A 10966-nucleotide genomic window follows, 5' to 3' on the forward strand; every position below is an offset into this window, starting at 1 on the left:
TTCGTGAAGGGCGAGGTCATCAAGACCGTGCCCGAGTCGAAGATCGTGGAGACCCTGATCGAGGAGGCCATGAAGCTCGCCGAGCGGATGGAGGCCGAGGGAGTGGCCTCCGGCGAGCCGGAGGTCTCGGTCGCGGGCTGAGTCCCGTACGGGTCCGGCCGAACCGGTGCGTTCCCGTCGCGTCGCTCGTTCGCGCGCTCCGTCCGAACCCTTCCCACGAGTCCCGGCATCCCGGTGGTGCCGGGACTCGGCCGTGTCCGCCGGGGACACGAGCCGCCGTGGCCTCACTCCTGGCGCAGATCGCCCGGGAACTCCTCCCGGACACCACGCGTGGGATCCTCGACCGGAGCGTTCTCCTGGACCGATCCGGGCGCGGCCCGGTCCGGAGCGGCCGGACTGTACGGGGACTGCCGGGGCGGCGGCGGGCTCTGGTCGCCCGGGGCGCCCGCGCCCGACGGGGGCAGACGCAGGACCAGCAGCGCGGCGTCGTCGCCGCTGGGCGGGACCCGCTCCAGCAGTGCGTCGCAGAACTCGTCCACCGTCCTGTCGCGCAGACGCCGGGTCAGGACGGCGGCGTGATGACGGAGCTTGGCCATCCCGAGATCGATCGGCCGGCCCCGGCTCTCCACGAGCCCGTCGGTGTAGAGCAGGACGGTGGACTCGGGCGGGAGGTTCTCGTCCGCGTCCGGCCAGCTCAGTCCGAGGTGCAGGGCGGCACTCATGCCGATCAGCGGCCCGTGCCCGCCGGTCAGGAACCGCGCGTCACCCTCACGGGTCACCAGCAGCGGAGGCGGATGCCCGGCGGTGACCCAGCACAGCCGCCACGGCCCGCCCTCGGGCCCCTCGACACGGGCGAAGACGAGGGTGGCCATGGGAGCGTCGCTGGTGTTCGTCACCGCCTCGTCCAGCCGGCGCACGATCAGGCTGGGCGGCTCCAGATGGTCCCAGGCGAGCGCGCGCAGCATGTTGCGGACCTCGGCCATGTGCGCGGCGGCCTGCAGGTCGTGGCCGACCACGTCCCCGATCACCACCGCCAGGACGCCGTCCCCAAGGAGGAAGGCGTCGTACCAGTCGCCGCCGATCTCCATCGCGCTCTGCGCGGGCAGGTAGCGGGCGGCCATCCGCAGGTGGTCGACCTGCGGCAGCGGGGCCAGGAGTTGGCGCTGCATGGTCTCGGCGACGTTCCGCTGCTCCCGGTAGAGCCGGGCGTTGTCGAGCACCAACCCCAGTCGGCGGCCGATGTCGGACAGCAGCCGGACCTCGGCCTCGGTGGGGGCGGGGGAGACGCCGGCGCGGCCCACGGTCAGCATCCCGTAGTGGTGCCGCCGGGCGTTGAGCGGCACCACCACCGCCGAGTGGCCGCCCAGCCGTTCGAACAGCTTGCCCTGGGTCAGGGTGAGCGGGGCCTCCGGGTCCCGCAGCTCCTCGGCGGTCAGCAGCACGGGTTCGGCGGCGCTCAGGATCCGCGCCACCGCCGAGCGGGCCCTGCCCGGCAACGGCGGCAGCGGGCCCTCCAGGCGCCGCGCGCGGCGCGGATGGGCGGGGCAGCGCACGGCGATCCGCTCCAGCACCCCCAAGCGCTCCTCGGACAGCGCCACCGCGGCCCAGTCGCCCAGTTCCGGGACCAGCAGCCGCAGCAGCCGGCGGACCGAGCTGGAGACGTCCATGGCCGACATCAGCAGGGTGGAGACCTCGGCCACCAGGTTCAGCCGGCTGGTCAGCGCCTCCAGCGCGGCCGTGTGCGCCGCCGCCCGCTCCTCGGCGTCGCGGTGCAGGCTGAAGTCGCTGAAGACGACCACCAGCCCGGCCCGGCTCCCCGCCAGCAGCAGGGGGGTGGTCGCCCAGATGATCGGCACGACGCTGCCGTCGGCCCGCAGGAAGTACTCCTCGCTGCCCTGCTCGGCCGGCCGGACGGCGGTCACCGGCGTCCGCATCGTGCACTGCTCGCGGGGCACCCGGCTGCCGTCGGGGCGGCGGTGCAGCAGGTCGTGCGCGTCCCGGCCGAGCATCTCGGCCTCCGACCGGCCCAGCAGCCGCTCGGCCCATGGATTGACGAACGTGATCCGGTCCGAGGCGTCCATGGTGAAGACGCCGGTGCCGAGGTCGCGCAGGACGGCGTGCGGGAAATCCGGGTCGAGGGCCCCGCCGGCCTCGCTCACGGCCCCGCTCCCTGGGGCGTCCCGGTCGGACCTCCGGTGTGCTGCCACCGCGATCACCGCTTCCCGAAACCGCCGGACACATGGGTACCCATTCCATTCTGACCCGTTACGCCCGAACCCTTCCCCTCTGACCGAGCGTGTTGCCAGGCCCCGCCGCCCGCCTGCCGGTCCGCCCGCCGCCCACGCCCGTCCGCCCACCGGTCGCGCCCGTCCGACCGGAGGACCGCGGGACCCGCCGCCCGTCCGCGCGTCCGCCCGCCGCCCACGCCCGTCCGCCCACCGGTCGCGCCCGTCCGACCCGAGGACCGCGGGACCCGCCGCCCGTCCGCGCGTCCGCTCACCGCCCACGCCCGTCCGCCCACCGGTCGCGCCCGTCCGGCCGGAGGACCGCGGGACCCGCCGCCCGTTCCCGCCGGCCCCGTCCGGCGGCCCCACCGCCTCCGTGCGAAGCCGCCTCCGGCCCCGCCGGGCGGCCACCCGGGGGGCGGCACGGCCGGGGCCGGACGGGTACAGTGCGGAGATCAGCAGAACCCCCAGCGTGAGGCCCCGTACGTGTTGACACAGACCACCTCACGGGTGCTCGAACCGAGTGACCTGGACGCCGCGCTCGCCGTCCTCGACCGCGAGCCGGTCGTGAACGCCTTCGTGACCTCACGCGTACAGATCGCCGGCCTCGACCCGTGGCGGCTCGGCGGCGAGATGTGGGGCTGGTACGAGGACGGCATACTGACCTCGCTGTGCTACGCGGGCGCCAACCTCGTCCCGATATGCGCCACCCCGCGGGCCGTACGCGCCTTCGCGGACCGCGCCCGCCGGGCCGGCCGCCGCTGCTCCTCCATCGTCGGCCCCACCGAACCCACCACCCTGCTGTGGCGGCTGCTCGAACCCACCTGGGGCCCGGCCCGCGAGGTCCGCGCCCACCAGCCGCTCATGGTCACCGACCGCATGCCGGACGGCCTGGCCCCGGACCCCTACGTCCGCCGCGTCCGCAAGGACGAGATGGAGACGATCCTGCCGGCCTGCGTGGCGATGTTCACCGAGGAGGTCGGCGTCTCCCCGCTCGCCGGCGACGGCGGCCTGCTCTACCAGGCCCGGGTCGCCGAACTCGTCGGCTCCGGCCGCTCCTTCGCCCGCATCGACGAGTACGGCAGGGTCATGTTCAAGGCGGAGATCGGCGCGGCGACCGACCGGGTCTGCCAGATCCAGGGCGTCTGGGTCGCCCCCGAGTACCGCGGACGCGGCCTGGCCGCCCCCGGCATGGCGGCGGTCCTGCGCTACGCGCTCGCCGACGTGGCCCCGGTGGTGAGCCTCTACGTCAACGACTTCAACACCCCGGCCCGGCGGACCTACCGCAGCGTGGGCTTCCAGGAGACCGGCGCCTTCACGAGCGTGCTGTTCTGACCCGACCCCGCTCCTGCTCCGTCCTGCCGTTCCGGCCCGTCCCCGGCCCCGCTCCACCGTGCCGTTCCAGCCGGTCCCCGGTCCCGTTCCACAGCGCTGCTCTTGGGCCGGTGCGGGCCGGGTAGTCTCCCCGGCATGGCGCACTTTCCCGGTCATGGCTCCGGCCGGCCCGACGAGATCGCGGACGACATCGTGATCGGCCCCCTCGACCTGTCGGCCCGCGTCGACGAGGCCCTCGCGGTGCAGGCCGTCGCCTTCGGGCTCGGCGCGGAGGAGGTCGCCGTACGCCGGCAGATCGTGCTGCGCCACATGACCAGCCCGGGCGCCCGCGCGCTGGGCGCCACCACCGCCGGCGGACGCCTCGCCGGATTCGTCTATGGCATGCCCAACGACCGCACCCACTGGTGGTCCACCGTCGTCGAGCCCTACCTGCGCGCCCGCGGCCACGAGGACTGGCTCGACGGCTCCTTCGTCATCACCGAGCTGCACGTCCACCCGCGCCACCAGAACCGCGGCATCGGCCGCGCCCTGATCACCGCCATCACCGACGGCGCCGCCGAGCCCCGGTCGATCCTCTCCGCGATCGACACCGACAGTCCGGCCCGCGGCCTCTACCACTCCCTGGGCTACGTGGACCTCGCCCGGCAGGTCCTCTTCCCCAGCGCGCCGAAGCCGTACGCCGTGATGGGCGCGCCGCTGCCGCTGCGCCGCCGCTAACCGATTTCCACCGGCACAGTCCGCCCGGCTAACCTCCTAGCCATCACCTATATCCGGCAGGAGTACGAGAACGATGGCGAACGCACCGGTCCAGCGCATGTCCCAGTTGATGGCCAAGACACTGCGCGACGACCCGGCCGACGCCGAGGTCCTCAGTCACAAGCTGCTGGTCCGCGCCGGTTACGTCCGCCGCACCGCCGCGGGCATCTGGAGCTGGCTGCCGCTGGGCAAGAAGGTCCTCGCGAACGTCGAGCGGATCGTCCGCGAGGAGATGGACGCCATCGGCGCCCAGGAGGTGCTGCTGCCCGCGCTGCTGCCGAAGGAGCCGTACGAGGCGACCGGCCGCTGGGACGAGTACGGCGGCGAGCTGTTCCGCCTGAAGGACCGCAAGGGCGGCGACTACCTCCTCGGTCCGACCCACGAGGAGATCTTCACCCTGCTGGTGAAGGACCAGGCGTCCTCCTACAAGGACCTGCCGGTCATCCTCTACCAGATCCAGAGCAAGTACCGGGACGAGGCCCGGCCGCGCGCGGGCATCCTGCGCGGCCGTGAGTTCCTGATGAAGGACTCCTACTCCTTCGACACCGCGGACGAGGGCCTCGCCGAGTCCTACGCCCTGCACCGCCAGGCCTACCAGCGCATCTTCGAACGCCTCGGCCTGGACTACCGCATCTGCGCGGCGACCGCGGGCGCGATGGGCGGTTCCAAGTCCGAGGAGTTCCTCGCCCCGGCCGAGGCCGGCGAGGACACCTTCGCCGACTGCCCGAACTGCGACTTCGCCGCCAACACCGAGGCGATCACGTACGAGCTGAAGCCGGTGGAGGCGGGTGACGTCGGCGCGCTGGAGGAGATCCCCACCCCGGACACCCCCACCATCGAGACGCTGGCCGCCTCCCTCGGCGTCCCGGCCTCCGCCACGCTGAAGAACCTGCTGGTGAAGGTCGACGGCGAGATCGTGGCCGTCGGCGTGCCCGGCGACCGCGAGGTCGACATGGACAAGGTCGAGGCGCACTTCGCCCCGGCCGTCGTCGAGATGGTCACCGCCGAGGACTTCACCGGCCGCCCGGACCTGGTCCGCGGCTACGTCGGTCCGCAGGGCCTGGGCGAGAAGGTCAAGTACATCGCCGACCCGCGCGTGGCCCCCGGCACCGCCTGGATCACCGGCGCCAACAAGGAGCACACGCACGCCAGGAACGTCGTCGCCGGCCGTGACTTCGAGGTCGACGAGTACGTGGACGCCGTGGTCGTCCAGGACGGCGACCCGTGCCCGAAGTGCGGCACCGGCCTCAAGCTGGACCGCGCCATCGAGATCGGCCACATCTTCCAGCTCGGCCGCAAGTACACCGACGCCCTCAAGCTCGACGTGCTCGGCCAGAACGGCAAGCCGGTCCGCGTGACCATGGGCTCCTACGGCATCGGCGTCTCCCGCGCGGTCGCGGCCCTCGCCGAGCAGCACGCCGACGAGCACGGCCTGGTCTGGCCCGCGGAGGTCGCCCCGGCCGACGTGCACGTGGTCGCCGCGGGCAAGGCCCTGCAGACCGAGCTGGCCCTCGACGTCTCGCAGAAGCTGGCCGCGGCCGGCGTACGCGTCCTGGTCGACGACCGCGCCGGCGTCTCCCCGGGCGTGAAGTTCACCGACGCCGAACTCATCGGCGTCCCCCGGATCCTGGTCGCCGGCCGGCGCGCGGGCGAGGGCGTCGTCGAGCTCAAGGACCGCCGCTCCGGCGAGCGCGAGGAACTGACGGTCGAGGAGGCCATCGCCCGGCTGACGGCGTAAGCGCCCTTCGGCGACGGCACCAGGAGGCACCGCCCCACGGCCGGGGCGGTGCCTCCGTCGTTCCGGCGATGCCTCCGTGCCACGACCCGGGGGTCTCTCCGTGCCGCGGCCTGGTGTCTCCGTGCCCGGCCTGGTGTCTCCGTGCCGCGGCCCGGCGGTGTCTCCGTCCCGGCGGTGCCTCGGTGGTGCCTCCCGCCGGGGTGACGGGCCGGTGTCCGGTGGGCGCGGGCGGACAGGCGGGAGCGTGTCGCTCCGGCGCTTCCCGCCGCGGCGGCCGGGCCGCCGGCCTGCCGGTGGGGCTGCTCGGCCCGTGCCGGTGGGCACGCCGGACCCGGACACAGCGGCACCGGGCCCGGACGCAGCGGCTAGGGACCGGGACACAGCGGATCCGGTCCCGGGCACCGCGGCGCCGGTCCCGGACGCAGCGGCTAGGGACCGGGACACAGCGGATCCGTCCCGGGCACCGCGGCACCGGCCCCGGACGCAGCGGCTCCGGTCCCGGACTCGTGGCGCGGGCCGGAGGTCAGAGCCAGGCGGCGAACTCCAGGAGGAGTTCGGCGTCCTTCGGCCGGCCCACCCGGCGGGCCCGTACCCCGGACTCCACGGCGCGGAACAGCGTCCAGCCGCGCAGCCGTTCCCGGTCCACCTCCAGCGACTCGGCGAGCCGCTTGATCCGGCGCCGGGTGGTCGCCGGACCGGACGGCGAGGCGATCAGGTCCTCCACCCGGTCCCGGACCAGCCGCGCCAAATCGAAGGCGCTCTCGCCGACCACCGGATCGGGGCCCACCGCCAGCCACGGCACGCGGTCGCCCGCCAGCACCTTGCTCTGCCGGAACGTGCCGTGCAGCAGCAGCCGCTCGGGCGGCGCGGCCAGCAGCTCCGCACGGGCCGCGAGCGCCGCAGCCACCAGCGGCGCCGCCTCGGCGTCCAGCTCGGCGCCCGCCCGCATCGCCTCGGACTGCCGTCCGGTCCGCTCGGCGACCGTCTCGAAGACATGACCGGAGTCCTCCGGCGGCGCCACCCACAGCCGCCGCAGCGTGTCCGCCGCCTCCAGCAACGCCCGCGCCTCCGGCAGCGACCGCACCGACACGTCCGGGTGCAGCCGCTCCAGCAGCAGCGCGCCCTCGCCCGCCGCGCCGGGTTCGAGGAGCCGTACGGCGCCCCGCCCGGCCCAGTGCGCCAGGGCGGCCAGCTCAGCGGCCGGCCGGGCCCGCGGCGGCGCCAGTTTGAGCACGGCCGGGGTGCCGTCCGCCGTCCGCACCAGCACCACCAGGCTGCTGCGCCCGCCGGGCACCTGCACCCGCTCGACCGTCAACTCGCTCCGGGCGACGGCCCGCCGCGCCAGTTCCGGCAGCCGCTCCAGCCAGTCGTCACCCTCGGGAGCCGTCTCACCGAGCGCACGCACCAGCCGCTGCGGTGGTTCGAAAGCCATGCGCGAGTCGTTCCTTCCTGGACGCGTCGCGACGCGTTCCCTGTCGGTCGTCTGCGCCGGGGGGCGCCTCCTGCGTCCGTACCGCGCCGTGAGCCGGGTCCCGCTCCCCGTCCGTCTTCCCGTCTTCCGCGCCGCGCCGCGGCGACGGCGCTACGGCGTCGGCGCCTCCGACGGGCCGGCTCCGGCCCGTTCGGCGAGACCAGGGAAGGCTACGCTCCGCCCGCGCCAGCGCACCGCCCGGACCGCCGCCTCCCGCAGCGCCCCGGCGGCCTCACGCCGCCGCTCGCCGGAACTCGCCCGCACCAGGTCGGAGTAGACCCCGGCCACCCGGTCCTCCAGCTCGGCGGCGAACCGGACGGCGGCGGCCGAGTCCGGCACCGGGAACGGCAGCGCGTAGGCCGGCGCCGCGGCCACCGGCCGGCCGCCCAGGTCCCGCACCCGGCGCACGAGCGCGTCCCGCCGAGCGCGGTGCGCGTCGTACGCCGTCCGGGCCTCCGCGCGCCGCCCCGGGCGGATCCGCCCGCCCACCACGCCGTAGCCGTACACGGCCGCGTGCTCCGCCGCGAGCGCCGCCTGCAGGGCCTTCAGCTCCTGTGCGTCCACCGTCCCGCTCACTTGCCACCCTCCGTCAGCAGATACACGTGTGCCGCCCCGGCCGCCGCCACCGACGCCAGCAGCCGGGCCAGTTCGCCCGGTACGTCCAGCAGGGCGGCCGCGCGCCGGTCGGCGAGCGACCGCTCGGCGGTGGCGAGCCGGGCGAGGGCGTCCTTCGGCTTCTCCGGGACCGCCGGGGCGGAGGCCGACGGGCCGTCGGACTCCCGCGCCCCCGCCGCGAGACCGGCCCCGTCCGTCGCCGCGGGAGACGTCAAGGGGGCCGCCGGGGGAGCCGTCGTGGCCGCTCCGGAGGCGGTGGACGGGGTGGGCGCCGGGGACGCCGCCGCCCCGTCGCCGCCGAACGCGGCCACGTGGTGCGCCACTTCGGTCCGCAGCGGGCGCAGCCGCCCCGCCAGCGCCGGATGCGCGGCGATCACGGCGTCGTACCGCCGTATGAGTTCCGCGCTGTCCCGGGCCGCCTGCGCCCGCGCCCGCTCGGCGGGCGACGGACCGCCGTCCGAGGCGGCGGAGCCGTCGGTTCCGGCGGAGCAGCCCACGAGCAGGGCGGCCCCCGCCGCCGAGGCGAGCAGGCTCCTTCTGCGCGGCCCCGGGAGGGCGCGCGGGAGTGGAGGCAACGGCACGGCAGACGTCCTCGGGTGCGTACGAACGGGCTTCACGGGCGGCTCGCCCGTGATCACCGTACCCGCGTGCGCCGGGGGCGCGACCCGGCGGCACCACCCCTGGCCAGGTGGACGGCAACACCCCCTGGAACCGGATACCCTTTGACCGGACACGCGACCATCCCACAACAGCACACGCGGCCGAGGAGTCACCCGGATGAGCACCACCCAGAGCGAGAGGCTGCGAGAACTGCTGGAACCGCTCGTCGCCTCCCAGGGACTGGATCTCGAAGAGATCGCCGTGGACTCCGTCGGCCGCAAGCGGGTGCTGCGCGTGGTCGTCGACTCCGACACCGGAGCCGACCTCGACCAGATCGCCGATGTGAGCCGCGCGCTCTCGGCGAGGCTCGACGAGTCCGACGCGATGGGCGAGGGCGAGTACACCCTCGAGGTCGGCACCCCGGGCGCGGAGCGCCTCCTCACGGAACACCGGCACTACGTGCGCGCCACGGGCCGGCTGGCCAGGTTCCAGCTGGCCGAGGGCGGCGAGCTGGTGGCCAGGATCCTCGGGGTCGACGACGAGGGACTGGACCTCGAGGTGCCCGGAGTGAAGGGCCGCAAGGCCACGACCCGCAGGGTCGCCTTCCCGGACGTGGTCCGGGCGCGCGTGCAGGTCGAGTTCAACCGCAAGGACATGAAGGACATGAAGGAAGAGGAGGAGGCGTAGCCGTGGACATCGACATGAGTGCCCTGCGGGGCTTGGTACGGGAGAAGGAGATCTCCTTCGACCTGCTGGTCGAGGCGATCGAGTCGGCCCTCCTCATCGCCTACCACCGCACCGAGGGAAGCCGCCGTCACGCGCGCGTGGAGCTCAACCGGGAGACCGGGCATGTGACCGTGTGGGCGAAGGAGGACCCGGAGGACCTCGAGGAGGGCCAGGCGGCCCGCGAGTTCGACGACACCCCGTCCGGCTTCGGCCGTATCGCCGCCACCACCGCCAAGCAGGTCATCCTGCAGCGGCTGCGCGACGCCGAGGACGACGCGACGCTGGGCGAGTACGCCGGCCGCGAGGGCGACATCGTCACCGGCGTGGTGCAGCAGGGCCGCGACCCGAAGAACGTGCTCGTCGACATCGGCAAGCTGGAGGCCATCCTGCCGGTGCAGGAGCAGGTCCCCGGTGAGACCTACCCGCACGGCATGCGGCTGAGGTCGTACGTCGTCCGGGTGGCCAAGGGCGTCCGCGGCCCGTCCGTGACCCTGTCGCGTACGCACCCCAACCTGGTGAAGAAGCTCTTCGCCCTGGAGGTCCCGGAGATCGCCGACGGATCGGTGGAGATCGCGGCGATCGCCCGTGAGGCCGGTCACCGCACGAAGATCGCGGTGCGCTCCACCCGCTCCGGCCTGAACGCCAAGGGCGCCTGCATCGGCCCCATGGGCGGCCGGGTGCGCAATGTCATGGGCGAGCTGAACGGCGAGAAGATCGACATCGTCGACTGGTCGGACGACCCGGCCGAGATGGTGGCGAACGCGCTGTCCCCGGCCCGCGTCTCCAAGGTGGAGGTCGTGGACCTGGCGGCCCGGTCGGCCCGCGTCACGGTGCCGGACTACCAGCTGTCGCTGGCCATCGGCAAGGAGGGCCAGAACGCGCGGCTCGCGGCCCGGCTCACCGGATGGCGCATCGACATCCGCCCGGACACCGAGCAGCCCGGGGAGTAGGGGCCGCACCGGGCGGACCGGGGAATAGATCCTGGCCGTCGGGCGCTCAGATCACGACAGGTTTGTGCGCGGCAAGTGTTCGCATCCTGCCCCAAAGGGGTGAGGTGCGTTCGGGGAGGTAGACTTAGCGGTGTCTGGCCGGACGCGGGCCCGAGTGTGCCCTGAACGCACCTGTGTGGGGTGCCGGGAACGAGCGGCCAAGACTGATCTGCTGCGGATCGTGGCGATCGAGGGCGAGTGCGCCCCTGATCCTCGCGGTACGCTGCCCGGCCGGGGTGCGTACGTACACCCCGCCCTGGTCTGTCTCGACCAGGCGGTGCGCCGTCGGGCGTTCACGCGGGCGTTGCGCGCCCCGGGAGCGCTCGACACAAAGGCGTTGCGCCGGTACGTCGAGGAGACGACAGTTGCCGAACAGGCAACGCGGTAAGGAAAGACGTGTCGTGCGGATCCCCGTGCGGCCTGGTACCTCGCGAGTCGAAAGCAGGTCGAGATTGCGATGAGCACTCGATGAGTACGCGATGAGTACGCCCATGAACTAGCGACGGTCCGG

Annotated in this window: 10 protein-coding genes and 1 pseudogene; 7 read left to right on the plus strand and 4 right to left on the minus strand. The window is 74.2% G+C overall.

Going from position 1 to position 10966, the window contains the following annotated elements; genetic code table 11:
- Positions 1 to 141: pseudogene (locus ACF061_RS36525) on the plus strand (4-hydroxy-3-methylbut-2-en-1-yl diphosphate synthase); the annotation flags it as partial.
- 143 nt (positions 142 to 284) lie between these two features.
- Here the strand turns inward: ACF061_RS36525 and ACF061_RS36530 are convergent.
- Positions 285 to 2159 carry a SpoIIE family protein phosphatase gene (locus ACF061_RS36530; protein WP_392271321.1) on the minus strand — a complete coding sequence of 625 codons (1875 nt, stop codon included), beginning with the start codon at positions 2157 to 2159 and terminating at the stop codon, positions 285 to 287.
- Positions 2160 to 2711: 552 nt separating this feature from the next.
- On the opposite strand from ACF061_RS36530, the gene ACF061_RS36535 reads away from it, so the two are divergent.
- The 3 genes from ACF061_RS36535 to ACF061_RS36545 all read left to right on the plus strand — a co-directional run bounded on the left by ACF061_RS36535 (position 2712) and on the right by ACF061_RS36545 (position 6054).
- Positions 2712 to 3560: a GNAT family N-acetyltransferase gene (locus tag ACF061_RS36535; protein WP_392271322.1), complete on the plus strand. Its 849-nt coding sequence runs from the start codon at positions 2712 to 2714 to the stop codon at positions 3558 to 3560.
- A gap of 135 nt (positions 3561 to 3695) precedes the next feature.
- Positions 3696 to 4277 (plus strand): GNAT family N-acetyltransferase, encoded by a 582-nt coding sequence (locus ACF061_RS36540; protein WP_392271323.1) that lies wholly within the window; start codon positions 3696 to 3698, stop codon positions 4275 to 4277.
- Between the two features lie 73 nt (positions 4278 to 4350).
- Complete coding sequence (locus ACF061_RS36545) at positions 4351 to 6054, plus strand: proline--tRNA ligase (RefSeq protein ID WP_392271324.1); 1704 nt, start codon at positions 4351 to 4353, stop codon at positions 6052 to 6054.
- Between the two features lie 523 nt (positions 6055 to 6577).
- Here the strand turns inward: ACF061_RS36545 and ACF061_RS36550 are convergent.
- From ACF061_RS36550 to ACF061_RS36560, 3 genes are all read right to left on the minus strand, one after another.
- On the minus strand, positions 6578 to 7486 hold the full coding sequence (locus ACF061_RS36550; protein ID WP_392271325.1) for an aminoglycoside phosphotransferase family protein: 909 nt from the start codon (positions 7484 to 7486) through the stop codon (positions 6578 to 6580).
- A 150-nt stretch (positions 7487 to 7636) separates the two neighbouring features.
- Positions 7637 to 8101 (minus strand): ferritin-like domain-containing protein, encoded by a 465-nt coding sequence (locus ACF061_RS36555; protein ID WP_392271326.1) that lies wholly within the window; start codon positions 8099 to 8101, stop codon positions 7637 to 7639.
- Complete coding sequence (locus ACF061_RS36560; RefSeq protein ID WP_392271327.1) at positions 8098 to 8721, minus strand: hypothetical protein; 624 nt, start codon at positions 8719 to 8721, stop codon at positions 8098 to 8100. The genes ACF061_RS36555 and ACF061_RS36560 overlap by 4 nt, the downstream gene beginning before the upstream one ends.
- A 196-nt stretch (positions 8722 to 8917) precedes the next feature.
- On the opposite strand from ACF061_RS36560, the gene rimP reads away from it, so the two are divergent.
- From rimP to ACF061_RS36575, 3 genes are all read left to right on the plus strand, one after another.
- On the plus strand, positions 8918 to 9427 hold the full coding sequence (gene rimP / locus ACF061_RS36565; RefSeq protein ID WP_392271328.1) for a ribosome maturation factor RimP: 510 nt from the start codon (positions 8918 to 8920) through the stop codon (positions 9425 to 9427).
- Positions 9428 to 9429: 2 nt separating this feature from the next.
- On the plus strand, positions 9430 to 10416 hold the full coding sequence (gene nusA, locus ACF061_RS36570; protein WP_392271329.1) for a transcription termination factor NusA: 987 nt from the start codon (positions 9430 to 9432) through the stop codon (positions 10414 to 10416).
- A gap of 130 nt (positions 10417 to 10546) precedes the next feature.
- Complete coding sequence (locus tag ACF061_RS36575; protein ID WP_392271330.1) at positions 10547 to 10843, plus strand: YlxR family protein; 297 nt, start codon at positions 10547 to 10549, stop codon at positions 10841 to 10843.
- Positions 10844 to 10966 lie beyond the last annotated feature (123 nt).

It is taken from the genome of Streptomyces sp. NPDC015220, from assembly GCF_043079345.1.
Taxonomy (GTDB): Bacteria; Actinomycetota; Actinomycetes; order Streptomycetales; family Streptomycetaceae; genus Streptomyces.

Coding starts and splice junctions, on each gene's coding strand:
- ACF061_RS36540 (WP_392271323.1), top strand. CDS start 3,696: ATGGCGCACTTTCCCGGTCATGGCTCCGGCCGGCCCGACGAGATCGCG.
- ACF061_RS36545 (WP_392271324.1), top strand. CDS start 4,351: ATGGCGAACGCACCGGTCCAGCGCATGTCCCAGTTGATGGCCAAGACA.
- ACF061_RS36550 (WP_392271325.1), bottom strand. CDS start 7,486: ATGGCTTTCGAACCACCGCAGCGGCTGGTGCGTGCGCTCGGTGAGACG.
- rimP (WP_392271328.1), top strand. CDS start 8,918: ATGAGCACCACCCAGAGCGAGAGGCTGCGAGAACTGCTGGAACCGCTC.